General features: G+C 61.0%; 16 protein-coding genes. 12 read left to right on the forward strand and 4 right to left on the reverse strand.

All coding sequences use genetic code 11. The features are described 5' to 3' along the window. Positions 1-166: 166 nt before the first annotated feature. The 7 genes from argG (at position 167) to lon (ending at position 9288) form a co-directional block, all read left to right on the forward strand. The gene (gene argG / locus EV679_RS07255) at positions 167-1504 is read left to right on the forward strand and encodes an argininosuccinate synthase (protein WP_068368751.1); all 1338 of its coding nucleotides are present in this window, start codon (positions 167-169) and stop codon (positions 1502-1504) included. A 588-nt stretch (positions 1505-2092) separates the two neighbouring features. Next, positions 2093-2755, forward strand: coding sequence for a response regulator transcription factor (locus tag EV679_RS07260; RefSeq protein ID WP_068368748.1), 663 nt, complete (start codon positions 2093-2095; stop codon positions 2753-2755). Between the two features lie 503 nt (positions 2756-3258). Beyond that, complete coding sequence (gene tig, locus EV679_RS07265) at positions 3259-4572, forward strand: trigger factor (protein ID WP_127773613.1); 1314 nt, start codon at positions 3259-3261, stop codon at positions 4570-4572. Position 4573: 1 nt separating this feature from the next. Beyond that, positions 4574-5221: an ATP-dependent Clp endopeptidase proteolytic subunit ClpP gene (clpP, locus tag EV679_RS07270; RefSeq protein ID WP_068368741.1), complete on the forward strand. Its 648-nt coding sequence runs from the start codon at positions 4574-4576 to the stop codon at positions 5219-5221. A gap of 163 nt (positions 5222-5384) precedes the next feature. Next, on the forward strand, positions 5385-6668 hold the full coding sequence (gene clpX, locus EV679_RS07275; RefSeq protein ID WP_068368738.1) for an ATP-dependent Clp protease ATP-binding subunit ClpX: 1284 nt from the start codon (positions 5385-5387) through the stop codon (positions 6666-6668). A 44-nt stretch (positions 6669-6712) separates the two neighbouring features. Then, complete coding sequence (locus EV679_RS17955; protein WP_257741023.1) at positions 6713-6844, forward strand: hypothetical protein; 132 nt, start codon at positions 6713-6715, stop codon at positions 6842-6844. A gap of 2 nt (positions 6845-6846) precedes the next feature. Beyond that, positions 6847-9288 carry an endopeptidase La gene (gene lon, locus EV679_RS07280; RefSeq protein ID WP_068368735.1) on the forward strand — a complete coding sequence of 814 codons (2442 nt, stop codon included), beginning with the start codon at positions 6847-6849 and terminating at the stop codon, positions 9286-9288. A 252-nt stretch (positions 9289-9540) separates the two neighbouring features. On the opposite strand, the gene EV679_RS07285 is transcribed toward lon, so the two are convergent. Further along, positions 9541-10305, reverse strand: a complete 765-nt coding sequence (locus tag EV679_RS07285) for a class I SAM-dependent methyltransferase (RefSeq protein WP_130486871.1) — start codon at positions 10303-10305, stop codon at positions 9541-9543. Between the two features lie 176 nt (positions 10306-10481). Here EV679_RS07285 and EV679_RS07290 point away from each other — a divergent pair, with 176 nt between their 5' ends. Next, positions 10482-11654, forward strand: a complete 1173-nt coding sequence (locus tag EV679_RS07290) for a benzoate/H(+) symporter BenE family transporter (RefSeq protein ID WP_130486872.1) — start codon at positions 10482-10484, stop codon at positions 11652-11654. A gap of 119 nt (positions 11655-11773) precedes the next feature. On the opposite strand, the gene lexA is transcribed toward EV679_RS07290, so the two are convergent. The 3 genes from lexA to EV679_RS07305 form a co-directional block, all read right to left on the reverse strand. Further along, complete coding sequence (gene lexA / locus EV679_RS07295; RefSeq protein ID WP_068369369.1) at positions 11774-12421, reverse strand: transcriptional repressor LexA; 648 nt, start codon at positions 12419-12421, stop codon at positions 11774-11776. Positions 12422-12618: 197 nt separating this feature from the next. Continuing rightward, entirely contained in the window at positions 12619-13419 is an 801-nt protein-coding gene (locus EV679_RS07300) for a class I SAM-dependent methyltransferase (RefSeq protein WP_130486873.1), read from the reverse strand. Next, positions 13416-15473: a TonB-dependent receptor domain-containing protein gene (locus EV679_RS07305; protein ID WP_130486874.1), complete on the reverse strand. Its 2058-nt coding sequence runs from the start codon at positions 15471-15473 to the stop codon at positions 13416-13418. The genes EV679_RS07300 and EV679_RS07305 overlap by 4 nt, the downstream gene beginning before the upstream one ends. Before the next feature lie 332 nt (positions 15474-15805). Between EV679_RS07305 and EV679_RS07310 the strand changes: the two genes are divergently transcribed. The 4 genes from EV679_RS07310 (at position 15806) to EV679_RS07325 (ending at position 22434) form a co-directional block, all read left to right on the forward strand. After that, a complete protein-coding gene (locus EV679_RS07310) occupies positions 15806-16333 on the forward strand; it encodes an RNA polymerase sigma factor (protein WP_068369366.1) in 528 nt (175 codons plus the stop codon). Positions 16334-16346: 13 nt separating this feature from the next. Then, positions 16347-17318, forward strand: a complete 972-nt coding sequence (locus EV679_RS07315; protein WP_068368722.1) for a FecR family protein — start codon at positions 16347-16349, stop codon at positions 17316-17318. Positions 17319-17648: 330 nt separating this feature from the next. Then, on the forward strand, positions 17649-20183 hold the full coding sequence (locus EV679_RS07320; RefSeq protein WP_165389987.1) for a TonB-dependent receptor: 2535 nt from the start codon (positions 17649-17651) through the stop codon (positions 20181-20183). Positions 20184-20220: 37 nt separating this feature from the next. Beyond that, positions 20221-22434 (forward strand): choice-of-anchor tandem repeat GloVer-containing protein, encoded by a 2214-nt coding sequence (locus EV679_RS07325; protein WP_130486876.1) that lies wholly within the window; start codon positions 20221-20223, stop codon positions 22432-22434. Positions 22435-22443 lie beyond the last annotated feature (9 nt).

Consider the following 22443-nt stretch of genomic DNA (forward strand, 5'->3'; position numbering starts at 1 on the left):
CAAGGCGGGGGAATCGCTCTACAATGTCTCTCTTGTGCATCATGGCGGCCAGCGGTCGCAGGCGCGCCGCGGCATGTTCGCCAGCGAGCATATTCCTGCTTCTTCCTGCTATCGGTCGCCTTGCTGTTCCGGCTGTTTTTTCTACTTCTGACTGCTTTCCTGCACCATGGCAACCATCCTTCAGCATATTCCCGTCGGCCAGAAGGTCGGCATCGCTTTCTCCGGCGGACTGGACACCAGCGCGGCACTGCACTGGATGCGCGCCAAGGGCGCCGTTCCTTACGCTTATACGGCCAACCTGGGCCAGCCCGATGAAACCGATTACGAAGACATCCCGCGCCGCGCGATGCAGTACGGCGCCGAGGCTGCCCGCCTGATCGACTGCCGTGCCCAGCTGGCCGCCGAGGGCGTGGCTGCACTGCAAGCCGGTGCTTTCCATATTTCGTCTGCCGGTGCTACGTATTTCAATACCACCCCCATCGGCCGCGCTGTGACCGGTACGATGCTGGTTGCCGCGATGAAGGAAGATGGCGTCAATATCTGGGGCGACGGCAGCACCTTCAAGGGCAACGATATCGAGCGTTTCTACCGTTATGGCCTGCTGACCAACCCGGCGCTGAAGATCTACAAGCCCTGGCTGGACCAGGACTTCATCGACGAGCTGGGCGGCCGCGCCGAAATGTCCGAGTACATGAATCAGGCTGGCTTCGCCTACAAGATGAGCGCCGAAAAGGCCTATTCGACCGATTCGAACATGTTGGGTGCTACCCACGAAGCCAAGGACCTGGAGCACCTGGATACCGGTATCCATATCGTCCAGCCGATCATGGGCGTGGCGTTCTGGCGCGACGAAGTCGTGATCAAGCGTGAGGAAGTGACGATCCGCTTTGAGGAAGGCGTGCCGGTGGCGATCAATGGCGAAACCTTCGGCGACCTGGTGGAACTGATCCTGGAAGCCAACCGCATCGGCGGCCGTCACGGCCTGGGCATGAGCGACCAGATCGAGAACCGCATCATCGAAGCCAAGAGCCGCGGCATCTACGAGGCACCGGGGCTGGCGCTGCTGTTCATCGCCTATGAGCGCCTGGTGAACGGTATTCACAACGAAGACACCATCGAACAGTACCGTGAAAACGGCCGTCGCTTGGGTCGTTTGCTGTACCAGGGCCGTTGGTTCGACCCGCAGGCCATCATGCTGCGCGAAGCCAGCCAACGCTGGGTGGCACGCGCCGTGACCGGTGAAGTGACGCTGGAACTGCGCCGTGGCAATGACTATTCCATCCTCAATACGGTCTCGCCCAACCTGACGTATCAGCCCGAGCGCCTGAGCATGGAAAAAGTGGAAGATGCGCCGTTCTCGCCGGCCGACCGTATCGGTCAACTGACGATGCGCAACCTGGACATCGTTGATACCCGCGACAAGCTTATGATCTACACGCAGTCCGGTCTGCTGCTGCCTGCCGGCGCCGGCGTGCCGCAACTGAAGGATGGCCGCGAGGAGTAACTTCCTGCGCTATCCATGCCGGATGCCCCGCTATGTAGTGGGGGCCGGCAGCGGTTGGGCTGAATGCCAAAAGCCTGCTTCTTTGTGGAAGCAGGCTTTTTTGTTGGGCGGCCGAACAGGGGAAATGGGGCCGGTTCCCGGCGTGGCAAGGTGGCGGAAAGTGTGGGGGGCTTGCTGGTGGGAGCGGGCGACGGGGGGGCGTTGTCCACTCATTGGCCGGTTAACGATGGGTGTAGTGATAGGCGAGTGGGCGTACGCATTTAACGACGCCGCAGGCCGTTTGGCAGGCGTGCTGTTTTTGTCACCTGATAGCTGTGTTTTTATACAGTGATTGTCTATGATGGTGAGGTTGCCAGATCAGCAATTGCCATATTTTCTGATATGTCCAGTTGGCAATGATGAATGGAATTTCCCTGAAGTTCTCAGGTACTTGCGCTTTATCTACAGAATTTTCACAGGATCGCCATGTATTTTCCTTCCCTCTTGCCAAGCGTTTCGTGTTTTTTTCTGAAATCACCGGATCGGCCTTATCGGGCGAAAGGATGGCGGGTAGATTGCAGCCATCAACGGCCTTTCCCCGCAGATGTGATGCACACGATTCTCATTATAGAAAAACTGCCTGTCGTGCGTCTTGGCGTGCGCAACCTCCTGGTCAATAGCGGCTTCCCGCACGAGATTATCGAGTCGGTCAGTCTCCAGGCGGTGCCTGCAGAGCTCAGCAACCCGGTGTCCCTGATCATCATTGATCCCGCACAGGCCAGCGAAAGCGGCGACCGCCTGGTTTACCGCATTCGGCGCCGTTTCCCCGGCGTGCCGGTGCTGTTTTTCTGCGGTCGGGATATCGACATCTATTCCCCGCTCGCTGTCCGGCTGGGAATCAGCGGCTTCATTGCCAAGGACGGTGATGAAGCCACGGTTGCCGCAGCGGTACGCATGGTCCTGGCCGGCATGCAGTGTTTCCCGGTACTGGACCCTGCGGCAGTTGAGCGGCCGCGCTACCACGACCTGTCCCGCTTGTCGGTGCGCGAGCTGGCGGTGCTGCGGCTGTTGCGCCAGGGAATGCGCAACAAGGAAGTATCGGGTCGGCTCTGCCTCAGCGAGAAAACCGTGAGCGCGCACAAGCAGAACTTGTTTCGCAAGCTGGGCGTGCGTTCCGTCCTGCAGATATCCATCGCGCCAGAAGAAGAAAACAACCAGCCCCTGCGTCTGGAAAACGTGGCGTCCGAACCCGCAGGGACACCGCAATCCTGAGAGCAGGCGGAGTTGAGGGCTGGCGTGCGATCGGGATGGACGGAAGCAGGCAGATGGACAACAGGCAGGCAGTGGGCAGTAGACCATACGCCAGGCAACGGTTAGGCGTCATACAGATAGGCAGCCAGGCCGTTGGCCAGACTGCTGCAGAGGCGTTCTGCAAGGCGTGGCAAGGGCTGTTCCGCGACAGGAGCGCAGTCATTGCAATGATTTTTCTAATTTTTTTGTGTGGTGATCGTGATCGGCAAGGCAGCATGCATAATCAGTACCGGTCGCAAGCGGTGCCTATGACGCAAGCGGCCCGGCACTCGTATGGGTGCCGTTTTTTTGCCTGAAGTTTTTCCAGAAAGTCGGTCGCAATACGTAAATTCAGAGGGAAACGCCAGAAAAACGGCCAGGAAACCGCTTCGTTTTGGGTTGGTACGATGCTCTTTCTAGTTTCCGGTAAAATGCTCTGCTAAGCTTTCCGCTTTCACTTCATACTTCAGAAAAATAGGTTTTTCATGCAGCCTGTGGTTGAAACCCTCTCCGGCCTCGAGCGCCGTATTGATCTGGCCGTTACTGTGGCCGATATCGAAAAGGAAGTGCAGGCGCAAATCAAGCGTCTTGCCCGCACGGCCAAGCTGCCGGGCTTCCGTCCTGGCAAAGTGCCCCTGAACCTGCTTGAGCGCAGCCACGGCCCCAGCATCCGCTACGATGCCATCAATGCCGAAGTTGGCCGTGCATTCGAACAAGCCGTCCGCGCCGCTGAACTGCGCGTGGCTGGCCAGCCCACCCTCGAGCCCAAGGCCGAAGGTGAAGGCCAGGAAGGCGTGCTGGCGTTCAGCGCCACCTTCGAGGTCTATCCCGAAGTCAAGATTCCCGAGCTGGGTGCGCTGGAAATCAAGCGCACGCTGGCAGAAGTCGGCGACGCCGAAGTCGACCGCACCATTGAAGTGCTGCGCAAGCAGCGCGCGACCTACGAAGCTCGTGAAGACCGCGCTGCGGCTGACGACGACCGTGTCACGCTGGACTTCAGCGGCAGCATCGACGGCGAACTGTTCGAAGGCGGCCAAGCGACCGACTTCCCCTTCGTGCTGGGCCAGGGCCGCATGCTGCCCGAGTTCGAAACCGCCGTGCGCGGCCTGAAGGCTGGCGAAACCAAGACCTTCCCGCTGGCCTTCCCGGAAGACTACCCGGGCAAGGAAGTGGCAGGCAAGACGGCAGAATTCACCATCACGGTGAAGGAAGTGGCTGAGCCCGTACTGCCGGAACTGAACGCCGAGTTCGCGACATCGCTGGGCCAGGCTGAAGGCGACGTCGCCAAGCTGCGCGAAGACATCCGCGTCAACCTGGAACGTGAAGTCAAGCTGCGCGCCCAGGGCCGCACCAAGTCCAGCGTGATGGACGCCCTGGTCGCTGCCGCCGAATTCGACGTGCCGAAGTCTCTGGTCAACCAGGATGCCCAAGGCCGTGTACAAGCTGCTCGCGAAGACCTGAAGCAACGAGGCGTGCCCAATGCTGATTCGCTCAACATTCCGGTCGAAGCGTTTGCCGACGAATCTGCACGCCGTGTCCGTCTGGGCCTGCTGGTGTCCGAACTGGTGAAGCAGGTTGGCCTGCAAGCCAAGCCGGAGCAGGTTCGTGCCCGCATCGAAGAGTTCGCCCAGAACTACGAGCAGCCTGCACAGGTCGTTGCCTACTACCTGGCCGACAAGCAGCGCCGTGGTGAAATCGAAGCGGTGGTGGTCGAGGACAACGTGGTTGAACACATCCTGTCCCAAGCCAAGGTTACCGACGAAAACGTGTCTTTCGAGCAATTGATGGGAACAGCCTGACATGCAGCGATTTACCGATTTCTATGCGTCCATGTACGGCGGCTCGTCCGTCACGCCCACCGGGCTGGGCTACATCCCCATGGTCGTCGAGCAGTCCGGGCGCGGCGAGCGTTCGTACGACATCTATTCGCGCCTGCTGAAGGAGCGTCTGGTGTTTCTTGTCGGTCCCGTGAACGACAACAGCGCCAACCTGATCGTCGCCCAGTTGCTGTTCCTGGAATCGGAAAATCCTGACAAGGACATCTCCCTCTACATCAACTCGCCTGGCGGGTCGGTGTATGCAGGCATGGCCATCTTTGACACTATGCAGTTCGTCAAGCCTGATGTCTCCACGCTGTGCACTGGCCTGGCGGCCAGCATGGGTGCGTTCCTGCTGGCAGCGGGTAAGCGCGGCAAGCGCTTCTCGCTGCCCAATTCGCGCATCATGATCCACCAGCCCTCTGGTGGCGCGCAAGGACAGGCTACCGATATCCAGATCCAGGCGCGTGAAATCCTCGACCTGCGTGGTCGCCTGAACCGCATTCTGGCTGACAACACGGGGCAACCCGTGGAGCGTATCGAGGTCGATACCGAGCGCGATAACTTCATGTCCGCGGAAGATGCTGCGGCCTATGGCTTGATCGACAAGGTATTGAGTACGCGGGAATGATTCTCGTCGTCCCGGCTGCCTGATGGTGGCCGGGACGCGGGCTGTGCCATGAAGGGCAGCCTGTCGCGAGACATGTTTAATATGGAGCCGAAGGCTCCCCCCGAGTGGTGTCGGAGAACGTCTGGCCATCGGGCCGGAGTTCTTCACTACCGATACAGAGTCCATGACTGATAAAAAAGACCTGCTTGATGCGCGCGCTCCGCGTTGCTCGTTCTGCAACAAGAGCCAGCATGAAGTCAAGAAGCTGATCAAGGGTGAGGGTTCGGTTTACATCTGCAACGAATGTATAGACCTTTCGCGTGACATCATCCGCGAGGAGTTGCAGCAGGAAGCCCGCCAGAATCAGCGCGATGAATTGCCGACGCCAGCGGAAATCAAGACATTCATGGACCAATATGTCATTGGCCAGGATGCGCCCAAGCGCATGCTGGCAGTGGCGGTCTATAACCACTACAAGCGCATTCGTCACCGCGACCATCTTGAAGATGGCGGTGTGGAACTGGCGAAGAGCAATATTTTGCTGATCGGCCCGACCGGCTCGGGCAAGACCTTGCTGGCGCAGACGCTGGCACGTCAGCTCAATGTGCCGTTCGTGATGGCGGATGCCACCACGCTGACGGAAGCCGGCTATGTCGGGGAAGATGTCGAAAACATCATCCAGAAGCTGCTGCAGAGCTGCGACTACGATGTCGAAAAGGCGCAGCGTGCGATCGTCTATATCGACGAAATCGACAAGATTTCGCGCAAGGCCGATAACCCATCCATTACCCGCGACGTCTCGGGCGAAGGGGTGCAGCAGGCCTTGTTGAAACTGATCGAAGGCACCGTGGCTTCCGTGCCGCCGCAAGGTGGACGCAAGCATCCCAACCAGGATTTTGTGCAGGTCGACACCACCAATATCCTGTTCATCGTCGGCGGTGCCTTCGATGGCCTGGAAAAGGTGATCCGCAATCGCACGGAGAAGTCGGGCATCGGCTTCTCGGCGGACGTCAAACAGAAGTCCGAGCGTTCGGTGGGCGAAGTGTTCACTGAAGTGGAACCGGAAGACCTGGTCAAGTTCGGCCTGATTCCCGAATTGGTCGGCCGCCTGCCGGTGGTTGCCACGCTGCAGGAACTGGACGAAACGGCGCTGGTACGCATTCTGACCGAGCCGCGCAATGCCATCGTGAAACAGTTCCAGAAGCTCTTCGAGATGGAAGAGGTCGAGCTGGAGCTTTCCCCTGAGGCCGTGCATGCGGTGGCGCGCAAGGCGCTCAAGCGCAAGACGGGTGCTCGTGGCCTGCGCTCCATCCTGGAATCAGCATTGCTGGACACCATGTACCAGCTGCCCAGCGACCCCAGCATTCACAAGGTTTTCGTGGATGCCGACGTCATCGAAAAAGGGGCCGAGCCCCGTTTCTTCCGCGAGGAAGGAAATCTGCGCCGTTCGGTTGGAAACGCCGCCTGAGAGTGTCGATAGGGCATGAAAACCCTCTGCTTTGGAGGGTTTTCATGAAAATTCAGGCCACCGGGCTTGTATTTTCCGATATCGTCTCCATCTCTGACTCATCACAGGAAGCAGGCGGCAGCACGCCGTCGTCCCATACGCTTCCCGAACTACAGTTTCTCTCCGAGGAAGCCTAATCATGTCAGTCAGCCGGGCCTTGCCTTCAGAACCCGTTGAATTGCCGCTGCTGCCTCTGCGCGACGTCGTGGTTTTCCCACACATGGTCATTCCATTGTTTGTGGGGCGCCCGCGCTCGATACAGGCGTTGGAAGCGGCAATGGAATCCGGAAAGAGCATCATGCTGGTGGCGCAGAAATCTGCCAGCAAGGATGATCCTACGCCGGAAGATGTCTATGAAATCGGATGTATTGCGAGCATTCTGCAAATGCTGAAGCTGCCGGACGGCACCGTCAAGGTGCTGGTGGAAGGCACGCAGCGCGCTCGCATCGCCCAGATTACTGATGGTGAAGCCCACTTCACCTGCTCGGTCACGCCCATTGAGCCGGACACCCAGGCCAATGCGGAAACCGAAGCGCTGCGGCGTGCCGTTGTCAGCCAGTTCGAGCAGTACGTCAAGCTCAACAAGAAAATTCCGCCGGAAATCCTGACCTCGCTGTCGGGGATCGACGAAGCGGGTCGGCTGGCGGATACCATTGCCGCCCACCTGCCGCTCAAGCTTGAGGAAAAGCAGCGCATGCTGGAGGTGTTCGGCACCACCGAGCGCCTGGAAACCCTGCTGAGCCAGCTGGAAACGGAAATCGACATTCTCCAGGTGGAGAAGCGTATCCGTGGTCGGGTCAAGAAGCAGATGGAAAAGAGCCAGCGCGACTACTATTTGAATGAGCAGGTCAAGGCCATTCAGAAGGAGCTGGGCGAGGGCGAGGAAGGCGCTGATCTCGAAGAACTCGAGAAAAAGATCGCCGCCGCGCAAATGCCCAAGGAAGCGCGCAAGAAAGCCGATGCCGAGCTCAAGAAGCTCAAACTGATGTCGCCCATGTCGGCAGAAGCCACGGTGGTGCGCACCTATATCGACACGCTGATCGGCTTGCCGTGGCGCAAGAAGAGCCGCGTCAACAACTCGCTGGACAACGCTGAGCGCGTGCTCGACGGCGACCACTACGGCCTGGAGAAGGTCAAGGAACGCATCCTGGAGCACCTGGCGGTGCAACAGCGCGTGGACAAGGTCAAGGCGCCCATCCTGTGCCTGGTCGGTCCTCCCGGGGTGGGTAAAACGTCGTTGGGCCAGTCCATTGCCAAGGCAACGAACCGCAAGTTCGTGCGCATGGCCCTGGGTGGCGTGCGCGACGAGGCCGAGATTCGCGGCCACCGCCGTACCTACATCGGCTCCATGCCTGGCAAGATCCTGCAGAACATGGGCAAGGTCGGCGTGCGCAATCCGCTGTTCCTGCTCGACGAAATCGACAAGCTCGGCATGGATTTCCGTGGCGACCCTGCGTCGGCCCTGCTGGAAGTGCTGGACCCGGAACAGAACCATACCTTCCAGGACCACTATGTTGAGGTCGACTTCGATCTGTCGGATGTGATGTTCGTTGCCACCAGCAACACGTTGAACATACCGCCTGCGCTGCTGGACCGCATGGAAGTGATCCGCCTCTCTGGCTATACCGAAGAGGAAAAGATCCGTATCGCCCGCGAGCATCTGCTGCCCAAGCTGATGAAGAACAATGGCGTGCGCGATGGCGAATTGCAGGTCGAGGATGATGCGCTGCGCGACATCGTGCGCTATTACACGCGTGAAGCCGGTGTTCGGTCACTCGAGCGCGAAGTCGGCAAGATCTGCCGCAAGGTGATCCGCCAGCTGATCAAGCGAGTCGAAGACAAGGCTCCGGATGCACCCAAGGTTGTTGTGGTCGATAGTTCGAATCTGGCCGATTACCTGGGCGTGCGCCGTTACAGCTTTGGCGTCGCGGAAAAGGAAAACCAGATTGGTCAGGTGACCGGGCTGGCCTGGACGGAAGTGGGGGGCGACCTGCTCACCATCGAAGTTGCCGACATGCCGGGCAAGGGCGTCATCCAGCGCACGGGTTCGCTGGGCGATGTGATGAAGGAGTCGGTGGAGGCTGCCCGTAGCGTGGTACGTTCGCGCGCTCGCCGCCTGGGCTTTGCCGATACCGTGTTCGAGAAGCGTGACATGCACGTGCACGTTCCTGAAGGCGCCACGCCCAAGGATGGCCCGTCTGCAGGTATCGCCATCACCACGGCTATCGTGTCGGCCTTGTCGCACATTCCGGTGCGTGCCGATGTGGCCATGACGGGTGAAATCACTCTGCGTGGCGAAGTCCTGGCAATCGGCGGTCTGAAGGAAAAACTGCTGGCAGCCCATCGCGGCGGAATCAAGAAAGTCTTGATTCCCGAGGAAAACGTGAAGGATCTCACCGAGATTCCGGACAACGTGAAGAACCAGCTGGAGATTGTTCCGGTGCGTTGGATCGACGCGGTGCTGGAACATGCGCTCGAGCGCTTGCCGACACCTCTGCCCGAGGAAGAAGCCAAGCCGGAAGAGCCGGTGGTGGCCTCCGGTTCCAAACCGGGTGAACCTGGTGCGGTATTGAAGCACTGATGCAGGAAGGCAGGCGCATCACGCGCCTGACCGACAACCCCTGGATGCCTTGGCGGCGCCCAGGGGTTTTTTATTGCTGCACCGTCTTCGGGCAGGCTACCTGGCGATTGTCGATCAGGCAGGGATCAGGCCGGCAGCAGGGAATTTGTCGACGATGCGCGCTTGCCGCAGGCTATTGTTGTTGTAGGCAACCCTTGTTGCCTGTCCTTGGCGCTCATGGTGGCCATGCCGTAGCACAGTGGCTTTGGCGCCTCAGCGCTTGATTGCCTCGAAGGTGATGATGGCATCGGCGTCCGTGGGCCAGCGGCCGTGTGCATAGCCGCCTGAGACCGTGATGTCGCTGAAGCCGGCTGCCCGCAGCGCAGCCAGCATTTCGCGTACGCCCCACCAGCGCAGGCTGAAGGATTCCAGCTCAGTGGCCTGCAGCACGCCATCGTCCCAAGCTTCGTAGCGCAGCAGGTCTACGGAAACCTGGTTGATATGATCGGTGCTGAGACGGTCGCAGGTCAGTGTGAGCTGTTGCCTGGGCGCTGGTTGCCAGGCCCGCAACGAATGGCCACCGGCCTGGATGGCATGAGCCGGATCCAAGTCGAGAATCAGGCGTCCCCGGGTTTGAAGGTGCTGGAAGCAGCGCGTCAGCACGGCAGAGGCTGCGTCGTAATCGGTGATGAGCTGGAATGAACCGGCTGGGATGACGATGGCTGCGAAGGATTGCTCGTAGTGGAAGTGTTCGAAGGTCTGGCAGCTGACCGGGGCCGCCAGGCCGCGCAGCGCACATTCCGATTGGCACAGGGCCAGCATCTCTGCGGATGCGTCGAAGCCGTGCACATCCAGCCCGGCTTGCAATAGCGGAATGAGGATGCGGCCATTGCCGGCGGCAGGTTCGAGGATGGGGCCGGGGCAATGTTGCAGGCGTTCCAGGTAGAACTCGACATCGCCGAAAGAATGGCCGATGGGTTTGTCCAGGTGGTAGACCTGCGAGGCCAGGCGGCCATAGCGGTTATTTTGTTCAGGCATGGATGAATGTGGCTTGCGCGTTGATGGCGTTGAGAAGACGGAATATATCAGCTTGATGCCAGCGATGTTGCGCCAGCCCGGCGCTGCAGCAATGCGAAAAGCAGGGTTATGCAGGAAAGCCATGGCAATGTCTGGCAATATCGGCGGATTTCTGTCTTCATTGCCGGGGAGGTTTCATGGGTGTGCGCGCAGGGTCGGTATCCGCGTGGGTGGCGGGTTTTCTGGCGGTACTGATTTCATATGCAGGGCCGTTGCTGATTTTCATACAGGCCGCGCATGTCGGGCATATCCCGCCGGATATGCTGGCATCCTGGATATGGGCCATTTCGATAGGCGCCGGTGTCAGCGGCTTGCTGTTGAGCTGGTGGCTGAAGATTCCGGTGATCACGGCATGGTCGGCGCCAGGCACGGCTTTGCTGATTACCCTGTTTCCCGAGATATCCATGGCCCAGGTTGTCGGCGCATATATTCTGGCCGCGTTGTTGGTGCTGCTGGTCGGCGTGACGGGGTACTTCGACAAATTGGTACGCGCCATTCCCCGAGGCATTGCCGCTGGCATGATGGCAGGGATCCTGTTTCAGTTCGGTACCCAGGCATTTGCTGCTGCGGGCAGAATGCCAGCGCTGGTGTTTGCCATGCTGGGAGCCTATTTCGTCTGTCGTCGACTGTGCCCGCGCTACACGGTAGTGGCTGTTGCCTTGACAGGCTTCGCCATGGCGCTGGTGCAGCAGCTGACTGATTTCTCAGGCCTGGCGCTGTCCTGGACCCAGCCGATTTTCGTGATGCCGCAGTTTGACTGGGTGTCGTTTTTCAGCCTGGCCTTGCCGCTGACGATCGTAAGCCTGACGGGCCAGTTTCTGCCAGGCATGGCGGTGATGCAGCTGTCGGGCTATCAGATGCCCGCGCGGCCAGTCATTATGGTGACAGGCCTGGCATCGTTTGCGACGGCTTTCTTTGGCGGCGTGACGATCGTCCTGTCGGCCATCACCGCTGCGCTGTGTACCGGCAAGGACGCCCATCCGGAGAAGGACAAGCGTTATATCGCCGGGATTGCCAATGGCGTCTTCTACCTGGTCGGCGGAACCTTCGCTGGCACAATCGTTCTGCTGTTCAAGGCGGTTCCGGCCGAGTTGGTCGCCATTCTGGCCGGCTTGGCGCTGATTGGCGCCATTGTTTCCAATATGACCCTGGTGGTGGAGGATGCTGCCCACCGTGAAGCCTCAACCATTACTTTCCTGGCGACAGCCTCGGGCATGGCGCTATGGGGTTTCGGCTCGGCTTTCTGGGGGATCGTGATCGGTATGCTGGCCCATGGCCTCATGAGCTGGCGCAAGCATGCGAACGCGTGAAGAGGCAACGGCGGCGCCAGGTCTTTGCCGGGCAGATGCCGCCTCCTGCTGAAGCCTGGCGGTTGAACGGCATGGCTTCAGTGCCAGGGTATTCGTGCCAGGGTGTCAGCGCGACAGGGTCAGTGCAGCGCCTGGGCGCGGATCAGGCCGATGGCGATGCCTTCCAGGGCGAAGTGCTGGCCAGGCTTGATTTCGATGACCGGGTAATCCGGATTTTCCGGCAGCAGGCGCAAGCCCTGGCGATCCTGGCTGAGCCGCTTGACGGTGACTTCATCGTCGATACGCGCGACGACGATTTGCCCGTTGCGGGCTTCGCTGGCCTTGCGTACGGCCAACAGGTCGCCTTCCAGGATACCGGCATCGCGCATGCTCATGCCGCGCACCTTGAGGAAATAATCCGGCCGCGCGCTGAACAGCGCGGTATCCACGCGTACCTCACGCTCAATGTGTTCCGCCGCCAGGATAGGGCTGCCGGCGGCGACCCGGCCAACCAGCGGTACCAGCGCGGATTCGAAATCCGTATGCTGCGCCTGCAGGGCGGGCGATTCTTCGGCCTGCGACAGGCGGATGCCGCGCGAGGTGCCAGGCGTCAGGATGATGGCCCCTTTGCGGGCCAGTGCTTTCAGGTGGTCTTCCGCGGCATTGGGCGAGCGGAATCCTAGTGCCTGCGCAATTTCGGCGCGCGTGGGCGGGAAGCCCGTGCCTTCCAGCGACTGGCGGATGAAATCGAGGATCTGTTGCTGGCGCGCGGTGAGCTTGATGGTCATGATTTTGGCTGTATGGACATACAGGGCCAATTTTGTCGGACTTGCGTCCGGAAATCAAGCATTGGTGAGGCTTTGCGGCCTTTTTTTGGTGTTTTGAAGCGTTTTCCCGGGTTTTCCCGGCGGCATGCGGTTTTGTCGATGCGGTGGGCTGGCCTGCCAGCTTGCCGGAAAGGCCAGCCCACCGCCGGTCAAGCGGCTCAGCGCATGTCCGGCTCAGCCAGGATGAGGTAGTCATGGCCGTGCCGCAGTCCTTGTTCTTGCGAGCATAGCGCATGCGCCCTGGCGCGCAGATCCTGCACATGCTCCATCAGCGACAGCGCCAGCTGGCGGTCCCGCAGACGCCCCAGGCGCTGGGTGCACATATCGAGCTGGCTGTCGATGAAGCGGGGGCCGTAGCGTATCGGATAGCGCCGCACATCCAGCGTACGGAAGCCCGAACTGCGCAATTGGCGCAAGACCCATTCCAGCGGATATTCCCGATAGGGGGTTTCTCCGGCAAGCAACAGGCAGGCATCGCGCAGACGGCCGATTGCAGTGACGATGGCGCCTGCCGGGTCATCGGGGAAACGGCTGACATAGGGTTCCAGGCCAATGACATAAAGCCGCCGCCTGACTAGCGGGCGCAGTCTTGCGAAGAGCCTGTCTTGCCAATAGGGGGCAAATCCTTCTATCGCGCCCAGCAGATAGTCGGCCAAGACGGTGTCATAGCGCTCTCCATGCAGCAGCTCGGCGTCCATCCAGTTGCCCAAAACCAGGCGGTCCTGGGCGCGCAGCCGGTCCCCGGCATGCTGGCGTACCGTTTCCAGCATGGCCGGAGAGCCGGTCACCGCGGTCCAGGCCTCGGTTTCCTGGCCCAATAGCCAGGATAGCGAAGCGCGGCCGGTCCCTGCATCGAGGAAGTGGCCCCAGGGTTGTCCTGCCTGAAACTGCGCGACTTCCTCGTAGAGCGAGGCGCTGCCCGCTCCGGCAGGGGCGGGCGTGGCGGATGCCTGGCTCAAAATTCGACCCCGACCCCGGCTATGACGCTGCGGCCTTGAATCGGCGCGGCGCGTGAGATGAACGAGACATGGTTGTAGGCGACCCGGTCCAGCAGGTTGTTGCCCTGCAGGTAGAGCCGGTAGCGCGCACCGTCGAGCTTGCCGCTGTATGACAGGCCGGCGTTGACCATGTTGTACCCCGGCGTATCTTCCTCATAGCTGGCGATCTTGTTCTGGCTGAAGACCCGGTAGTATTCAAGGAAGCCATGCCATTGCTGCCAGGCGGTGCTGGCCCGCAGCCCCAGCCGGGCAGCGGGGATACGCGGCAGGTTGGCGTGCGGGTCGCGCAGTTTGCCGCGAACGTAGTCGCCAAAGATCGTGGTGCTGAAGGCCTTGCTGTATTGATAGGTGGCTTCAGCTTCCAGACCGGTGAAGCTGGCATCGCGCTGGGTATATTCGATCAGGCGGAAGTCTTCGAACTGATCCAGGGTTTCGGCATAGATGTAACCATCGACCCGGCTATGATAGGCGTTCAGCGCAAAGCTCAGGTCGCCTTCGTCCTTGCGCAAGCCCAGTTCCACGGTATTGGCGGTTTCCCGGCCGAGATCGGTATTGCCGCGCTCATAGGTGTTGGTGGCCAGGTGCACGCCCTTGGCGTAGGTTTCCTGTGCGTTGGCCAGGCGCTGCGAGCGCGAGAACGAGACAGTGGCGGCGTAGCCGGGGGTGAAGTCCCAGATGGCTGCGGCCGACAGCGAGTTCGCATGCCCGCTCTTGCGCGGCTGGGTGCCGGCGGTGGGGGTCATGCGCTGCCATTCCTGGCGGGCACCCACTTCGAAGCGCCAGTCTTCATGGCGATATTCTTCCAGTAGGAACAGGCCGGTGCTGCTGGTGCGGGTACGCGGCACGAAGCTTTCCAGGCCGCTGGATTCGAAATGCGATCTGGCGGTCTGCAGGCCGACAACACCATGCCAGCGGCCCAGGGGTTGATGCTGCAATTCGAGTCGCAGGTCGCGCCCGTGGTTGGTGAAGGTTGTCGCAACCTCACCCGCATCGCGTTCATCATGGCGATAGTCGGTGTGACTGGCTCTCAGGCGCAAGCGGTCGAAGCCAGGCAGCGGGTCCCTCAGTTCGCCGCGCAGGTCGACACGTTCGCTGCGCAGGTGCGCAGTGGCGGAATGGCCGCCTTCGCCGTGGTCGTGCGAGTGCTCATGATCGTGATCGTTGTCGTGGCTGTGGCTGCCGCAATGCAGGGTGGAACCGTGAGGATGGCAGCTTTCGTATTCGTGGCTGTGCCCGGGCAGGCCGTAGTCATCTTCGCGGTAGGAATAGGCCAGGCCCAGATAGCCGCGGTCACCGATGAATGAGAACCCCAGGCTGCCTTGCGTACTGTCGGTGTTGGAATCGGCCACTTTGCTGAAATCCTGGCCGGGTACCCGGTAGTCGTCCGAGCGCAGACGAGAGCCTTCCACATGCAGGGCCACATTGCCTTCACCTGCCGTGACGGCAAAGGCGCCGGCACGCTCGTTCGAGCCGGTCGCACCGCGTAGCTGCAACTGGCCGCTCAGGCCGTTGTCGGGAATGCGGGTAGGGATCTTGTCGTCCACGACATTGACAACGCCGCCGATGGCGCTGCCGCCGTAGAGCAGGGCGGCTGGGCCGCGCAGGACTTCCACGCGCCGCGCCAGCAGCGGGTCTACCGTAACAATATGGTCGGGCGATACCGATGAGGCATCGAAGATGTCCGCGCCGTCCGACAGCACTTTGACGCGTGGCGCGGTTTGCCCGCGTATCACCGGCCGGGTGGCGCCGTTGCCGAAGCTGTCTGAATTGATGCCGGGCAGATGGTCCAGGGTCAGGCCCAGCGTGCCGCGGCGGTGCCAGGCCAGGTCTTCGTCCTGCAGGACGGTGCTGGTCTGGGCCAGATTGCCCTGTTCGCGTTGCAGGGCATCGGCGGTAATGACGACGGGGGCGAGTTGGGTGACATCTGCGGTTGCAGCTTGCGCATGCAGGATGGCAGGGCTGCCGAATAAGACGGCTGCCAGTGCAGCATGCAGGGGGCGTGGCCGGAGAAACATGGGAGGCGCTTTCCTTGTATTGAAAATAGGGACGTAAAACAGCAATTATTAATGATATAACATTGCAAATATATTTGGGAAACTGGCAAGTGCATGATTTTGCGCGGCAGGGGCGGCTGGCTATGGGGGCCACGCCTGGCATGCGGCGGCAGGATAAGGGAGCAGGGGGGGCGGACGCACAGGCGGTGGCAACTGTGGCAAGCCTGCATCATGCTTGTGAAGGATAGTTGTTTTCATTATCATCGCTGCTTTTGGCGGATGCGGCTTGTGCTGATTCAACGGGCCGCTTCCTGACATCATTTGCCGCCGGCTTGCCCCGGCCCCTGATCCCCATGCCAAGCCTGGCGCAGGTCGTCGAAGAATTGACGGGCGCCTACACTGAACTGAAGCGTTATCTCGGCTGGAAGCTGAACGATTCGCACAAGGCCGCGGATATTGCCCAGGAAAGTTTCGAGCGCGTCTACCACCATGCCCTGAAGGGCAAGGTGGCGCGTCCTCGCGCCTTGCTGTTCAGCGCAGCACGCAACCTGATCATTGACCAGGGGCGCAGCGAACAGCGGGATCAGTGCCTGCTCGACGAGCTCGGGCAGCAAACCGCTGCCGATTCGGGGGTAGCCAGTGTGGAGCAACAGGTTTTGCACCGTAGGCAGTTGGAACGGGTGGCGGCGCGCCTGCAGCGCCTGCCCCGCAAGCGCAGGGAAGTATTCGTCCTGGCGCGCATATACGGTTACAGTTACGCCGAAATTGCTGCGCGCATGGATATTTCCGTTGACGCGGTGGAGAAACATATTGCGCGGGCAGCGCTGGATTGCTCCGATCTGATCGAGCAGGAAGGCGCGGCGTGCGCGCCACGCAAATGATGGATCACTGACCATGCATCGTTCCCATGTCGAATACGCTTTGACTTTGCTGGCCCGTACATCGGGCGGCATGGGCGAGCGTGCGCGCCTGGCTGAGCAGGAGCTGACGGGATGGCGCCAGGCGGCGCCGGAGCATGAATCGGCATTCCAGGAAGCCTGGCGGCGTTGGCAGGCGCTGGAGTCCATGGCCGGAGATTTGCGTCACCTGATTGCGGAGCCGCGCGCGGGCAAGTGCCGTTGGCGTAATTCGTGGCGCCTGCCTGTTTTCGGCGCTGCGTTTGCCAGCCTGCTGCTGGCCTGTGCCGGGTGGTATTACCTGGTGCCGGTTTACGCCCAGGATTTTGCGACGGCGCTGGCGCAGACCGGACGCTATGAATTGGCTGATGGCAGTACGCTGGAAATGAATGCAGCCAGCAGCGTGCAAGTCCGCTATTACCGCAATCGCCGCGAAGTGGACCTGCTGGCGGGCGAAGCGCGCTTTCACGTGCAATCCCAGGCCGGCAAGCCTTTCAGCGTGGCTGGCGGCAATGTGCGTGCAACCGTGCTGGGCACCGTATTTACGGTCGGCCATCGCGGCGCGGCCGCACAGGTGCAGGTCGAGGAAGGTATCGTGCGCGTTGACGAACGGCGCGCCTGGTGGCAGCCGGACCAGGCCGGCCCGGTCCTGCATGCAGGCCAGCAGGTACGCGGCGATGCCAGTGGACTGGCGCCGGTGCAGGCGCTTTCGGAAACCCAGGCAGCCGCGTGGCGGCGGGGGCTGGCTGTCTTTGACGATACGACCCTGGCCGACGCCGTGGCGCAGTTGCAGCCCTGGTCGGCAGTGCCCTTGCAATTGGCTGACGACCAGGCTGGCGAGCAGCGCATCACCGGCACGTTTCACCTGAATGATGTGGCAGGCATCATCGCCCTGTTGCCTCGCATCGCAGCGGTAGCGGTGGAACATCGTCAGTCGGGCGTGACGATTCGCAGTTTGCCGGGCCGCTGAGCCGTCGCGGGGGATCTCCGCCTGTTTATCGTCCCCCGAATTCCTTGTTTGAAATCCGCCAGGGGAATGAGCGCGGGGCCGGTGCCAGCCAGCCTGTCGATGGTGTCGGGAAATACACGAGTCGCAAATAAAAATAATTGTCGGGTTTATTTGTCCTGGTTCGTCTTCATCGTGATCGCCGTAATCACATAAGAAGTTACCGAGGACGATATGACCATGCGCACCCGCGCAAAAGGGCCTTGCACAGGCCCGCGCCAGCAGGATTCTTTCAGAAGCGAACAGAATGTTCTGACCATGCGTGCCAGCGTCGCTGCCGTTTTGGCCGCATGCATGCTATTTGCCCCCCTGGACCAGTCGCATGCCCAGTCAGGTGCAGCGCCAACACAGCTCGATCTGCCGGCACAACAATTGAGCGAAGCCATCAATGCGCTGGCCTCGCATAGCGGTGTGCAGATCGCCGCGCCTGCCGGGCTGCTGCGGCAACGCCAGGCGCCTGCGCTGTCCGGGCGCTATACCGTGCGCCAGGCGCTGGATGCCTTGCTGTCGGGCAGCGATCTGGAAGTCGAAGAGATAGGCGGGCGCTATGTGATCCGCCAGCGTGGCGCCAGGGCGAAGGCCCAGGATGTGACAACGCTGGAAACCGTGGAAGTGACGGGCCAGGTGCCGGAGCGCATGGCGGTCTATGACACGCCCGATTCCGTGGCTGTGGTGACGCGTGAGGAAATTGACCGTCTGCCGCCGCGCAACGTCTCCGATGTGCTGGCCGATATTCCTGGCGTGGCAACGTCTCAAAGCCGCCAGAACCCCGGTGTGGCGGTCAATATCCGGGGCCTGCAAGGCTTCGGGCGCGTCAACGTGATGATCGACGGCGCACGCCAGAACTACCAGCAAAGCGGCCACGGAGACAGTGGTTCTGTCTATCTGGATGCTGATCTGCTGGCGCGGGTCGAAGTGACCAAAGGGCCGGTGGCGGCGGCCGGCGGCGCCGGCATGATCGGTGGCATGGTCAATTTTCGTACATTGACCATCGACGATGTCGTGGAATCTGGCGAGCAGGTCGGCGGGCGCGTGAACCTGGTGACCGGCAGCAATGCCTACCACTTTTCCGGCAGTGCGGCCTTTGGCTGGCGCCTGAGCGATGAATTCGACCTGACGGCGGCAGTGTCCCGCAAAAGCGTGGGTTCTTTTCGCAAGGGGACCCGCAATACCTCGAAAAACTACGGCGACGCGGTCGTGACCGGTGGTGGAGACTGGAACGAGCAATATCACAACGAATTGATGCAGGCCCAGATGCAAGGCGTGAGCGGCATGACGGACCAGCGTCAGTGGTCTGGACTGGCCAAGCTGGGATGGCGCCCCAATGCCGATCATCGTTTCACGCTGGGCTATGTCGGTTTCAAGGCGGACTATGACGAAGGCGCGCTGGATGACGACATCAAATCGGCCCCTATCAATGCCAGCAACAAGCTGACTTCGGAAACGATCACTTTGCAGCATGAGTGGCAGCCGGTGAACCGCTGGTTCGATTGGCGCGCCAGCATGTACTTCACTACGACGGAAAATGATGCGGAACGCCAGGCCCAGCCTGCGATGAATGTCGGTTGGAGTCTCATGCATTTCGAGACCAATACCTTTGGCATGACAGCCGAGAATCGGGCGCGCTTCGGGCTTGGCGGCATGGATGTGACCTGGGCTGTAGGTGGTGAGTTCTACCGCGACTGGACGCGCCCGGGCGCCATTTCCCAGGAGACCGGCGCCAACCGGAGCGACCCGGAAATCATGGTCGGCGGCACGCCGCGCGGCCAGCGCACGGTGACCAGCGGCTTTACCAACCTGACGCTGGAACACGGCGACTGGCTGGAAGTCGGTGGCGGATTGCGCTACGACTGGTTCGGTCTCAAGGGCGATGGCCTGATGCGCGTCGACACGCTTTACAACGGCAACGGTTCGCGTCCGGAGTATTCCGCGCTTTATACGGAATTCGTCACCAGTCGCCATGACGGTGAGTTCGCGCCCAGCCTGCGCTTGGCCGTCAAACCGGTCGAGCGCGTGCAACTCTTCGCCAATTACGGCAGGGGGATACGGCCGCCTTCGATCACCGAATCGTTTCGCTATGGCGCCCACCCTGGTGCCGTGTCGTTTCCCTATTACCCCAACCCCAACCTGAACGCGGAACGTTCGCGCAACTGGGAGCTGGGCGCCAACATCAAGCTGGATGGCCTGCTGGTGGACGAGGATATGTTCCGCATCAAGGCGGCATGGTTCAACACCAAGGTGGATAACTACATGGTGCTGGCCAGCATTATGTCGCCGAGTTCGCTCAGTGCGCAAAGCGGGGCGAATGCGCCCATGTCCTTCATCAATCTGATGGATCCCTTCCGTACCCGTGGTCTGGAGTTGCAGGCCGATTACGACGCAGGGCTGGTGTTTGCCTCGGCAGGTTTCACCCATTCTCTGATAGATACCGGCGACGGACGCTATGACCCCTATCCGCTGGGCAGCCTGGTGGGCTTCCCATCGACGACGCTGGGCAAGGGTGGTGGCGCGGATATCTGGTATCTGCTGCCACCCAGTAAGAAGTTCACGTTCAGCGGTGGTGTGCGCCTGTTCGGCCAGCGCCTGACGCTGGGGGCGCGCATGCGCCATGAAACCCCGGCGAACAATACGAGCGCATTTTCCAGCAATGCGTACTCGCGCTCTTTCAATGTCTATGACGCCTGGGCGAGCTATGAAATCAGCAAGAACCTGACGGCCCGGGTGTCGGCAGAGAACCTGCTGAACGAAAACTATGCCGAGATGAATGGCATCAGCTACTGGATCGCTCCTGGCCGCACGGTCATGGGCTCGGTCAACTGGCGCTTCTGAGCTGCGTCCCGACTTCAACCGATTCGACGTGAAACCCATGAAAGCTAAACAAAAAAATATCCTGGCTCATTGCCGCCTCTCGGCGCTTGCCTCTTTCTGCCTGAGCGCATGGGCGGTTTCTGCCGGTGCGGCAGGGCTGCCTGCCGGAGATGCTTCCGCCGCGTCCAAGGTGATGGTGACGGAAATGACTTCCTTCCACTACACCGGTGCCAGTGAAACGGGCACCGAGGGCGCCAAGGGCTGGCCCAGCGTCAAGGACCCGTCTTCTCCACCGCTGTTTCTCAAGCACCCTTTGTCGCAGCGCCCCTTTCTGTTTGGCGGTTCATTCGGGCAGGCCTTGCGCGCCATCGGCAGTGTAGGGCTGTGGTGGATGCAGGCTTCGCCTGGTCACTACGAGCGCCTGGAAGTCGATGAGAACCGTGTTTACGGCCTGATTCCCGGAACGCCGGTACGCACCAGCGACGGCAGCATCATGGGCGTCATCGTCAGCATGTTTGCCGAGCAATACGATGCCAGTACCACGGTCGAGACGGCGCAGTATTCCCTGGCCGTGCGCAAGGGGGCCGTGTTCCGCACCGAATTCGATGGTACGCACCTGGTTCCTATCTCCAGTACGCAGGGCAAGCTGAACATGCCCAATGGTGCGCTGGTGGTGGACGCGCAGGACAATCTGTATGGCGCGGACATGGGCGAGCAGGGCCATGGCCGGATTTTCAAGGTCGACGCCAATGACAAGTTCTCAACCCTCTATGAGTTCCAGGCCGGGCCCAACGGCATGCGCCAGGTGCTCAACGACATCATCCTGGGCTCGGACGGCTGGATCTATGGCGTGACCGGCTACGATCGCGGCCTGCCCAATGCGCCGACAACACCGACTGCGCAGGATACCCCGACGGGGACCTTGTTCAAGCTCGACCCGTCCAATCCGGCGGGCAGCTTCCGCGTGTTGCACACCTTCCGCCTGAAGGAAGGCGAGATCAACGTGCAGTCCCACTCGGGCAACGAACGACTGCGTTATTACCCCAGTGGCGATCTGTACGTGCCGGGTACGGCAGGGGATGTGACGATCAGCACCAATGGCGTACAGGCCATGGTGGGCCTGTCGTCGCTGGTGGAGGGCAAGGATGGCCACATTTATGGCACGACCTCCATCAACCGCTGCCAGGTCTATGCCAAGTGGAAGGCGATCCTGACCGCCTATACCACGGTGTCTGCCGATAGCCCGTTGTGCGGTTACCGCTATCCGGGCAAGAACGTGCTGCCGGCGGAATCTTTCCCGCACTATGACGGCCAGGTGGCGCATGGCGCGGTCTATCGCATTCCGATGGATGCCAGCGATGAGGACGGTCGCTTCCAGATCCTGCATGAGTTCTCTGGCGACGATGGCAGCACGCCGCGTGGCCCGCTGGCGCTGGGCAAGGATGGCAATATCTATGGCACGACACTCAGCGGCGGCAGTAATCGCCTGTGGTCCTTTGCCACGGGCCTGCTGGACCATGCGCCAACCTGCGAAGACCTGGGCGTCGAAATCGACCGGGCCAAGTGCCGCGCCGTGGGCGCAGAAGAGTTCGCGGCAGGGACTGGCTATAAAACGGTTGCCTGGGCCGACCAGGGCCTGACCAATGGCACCCTGTTCCGCATCGTGACCAGCGCGCTGGCTCCGGATGCGAATGGCAAGGCCACCGCCAGTGGCTTCCAGAGCCTGCATTCCTTCAAATACGACGTTGATGGGTTCCGTCCGCTGGGCGTGCGTGCAGGCGAAGACGGCCGCCTGTATGGCGTGACCAGCCGTGGCGGTTCTGCATACACCAACAACCGTGGCGAGCAGAAGGACTATGACGACAATGGCGCCGTGTTCGTGGTGGACCTGGACGGCGACCTGCCTTCGGCTTCCATCACGTTGACGGTGAGTCCGCAGGAAATCGCCTCAGGCGCAAGCGCAACGCTGACCTGGACGTCCTGGCAGACGCGCGATTGTCTGGCCAGTTCATCGCAGGGAGACTGGACCGGTCCGCAGGAAACCTCGGGTAGCCTGGAACTGACGCCTGGCAACGGCACGCTGTACTACACCCTGCAATGCACCGATAGCGTCAAGGGGACGGCCGTATCCGCAGTCGTGCCGCTCTACGTCAATTCGCCCATCATCGGCAAGGACGGCAACAAGAACGAATTCGGCAATGGCGGCGGCAGCCTGCCTGCCGGTGTTCTTCTCTTGCTGGCGATTGCCGGCCTGGCCCGTCGTCGTCCTTGATGTGATGTC

Source organism: Kerstersia gyiorum (assembly GCF_004216755.1).
Taxonomy (GTDB): domain Bacteria; phylum Pseudomonadota; class Gammaproteobacteria; order Burkholderiales; family Burkholderiaceae_B; genus Kerstersia; species Kerstersia gyiorum.

Excerpts from the sequence above, each read along its gene's own strand:
- EV679_RS07260 (WP_068368748.1), top strand. The coding sequence starts at position 2,093 with ATGCACACGATTCTCATTATAGAAAAACTGCCTGTCGTGCGTCTTGGC.
- clpP (WP_068368741.1), top strand. The coding sequence starts at position 4,574 with ATGCAGCGATTTACCGATTTCTATGCGTCCATGTACGGCGGCTCGTCC.
- lon (WP_068368735.1), top strand. The coding sequence starts at position 6,847 with ATGTCAGTCAGCCGGGCCTTGCCTTCAGAACCCGTTGAATTGCCGCTG.
- EV679_RS07315 (WP_068368722.1), top strand. The coding sequence starts at position 16,347 with ATGCATCGTTCCCATGTCGAATACGCTTTGACTTTGCTGGCCCGTACA.
- EV679_RS07310 (WP_068369366.1), top strand. The coding sequence starts at position 15,806 with ATGCCAAGCCTGGCGCAGGTCGTCGAAGAATTGACGGGCGCCTACACT.
- lexA (WP_068369369.1), bottom strand. The coding sequence starts at position 12,421 with ATGACCATCAAGCTCACCGCGCGCCAGCAACAGATCCTCGATTTCATC.
- EV679_RS07325 (WP_130486876.1), top strand. The coding sequence starts at position 20,221 with ATGAAAGCTAAACAAAAAAATATCCTGGCTCATTGCCGCCTCTCGGCG.
- clpX (WP_068368738.1), top strand. The coding sequence starts at position 5,385 with ATGACTGATAAAAAAGACCTGCTTGATGCGCGCGCTCCGCGTTGCTCG.
- EV679_RS07290 (WP_130486872.1), top strand. The coding sequence starts at position 10,482 with ATGGGTGTGCGCGCAGGGTCGGTATCCGCGTGGGTGGCGGGTTTTCTG.
- EV679_RS07305 (WP_130486874.1), bottom strand. The coding sequence starts at position 15,473 with ATGTTTCTCCGGCCACGCCCCCTGCATGCTGCACTGGCAGCCGTCTTA.
- EV679_RS07285 (WP_130486871.1), bottom strand. The coding sequence starts at position 10,305 with ATGCCTGAACAAAATAACCGCTATGGCCGCCTGGCCTCGCAGGTCTAC.
- tig (WP_127773613.1), top strand. The coding sequence starts at position 3,259 with ATGCAGCCTGTGGTTGAAACCCTCTCCGGCCTCGAGCGCCGTATTGAT.
- EV679_RS07320 (WP_165389987.1), top strand. The coding sequence starts at position 17,649 with ATGCTATTTGCCCCCCTGGACCAGTCGCATGCCCAGTCAGGTGCAGCG.
- EV679_RS17955 (WP_257741023.1), top strand. The coding sequence starts at position 6,713 with ATGAAAATTCAGGCCACCGGGCTTGTATTTTCCGATATCGTCTCCATC.
- argG (WP_068368751.1), top strand. The coding sequence starts at position 167 with ATGGCAACCATCCTTCAGCATATTCCCGTCGGCCAGAAGGTCGGCATC.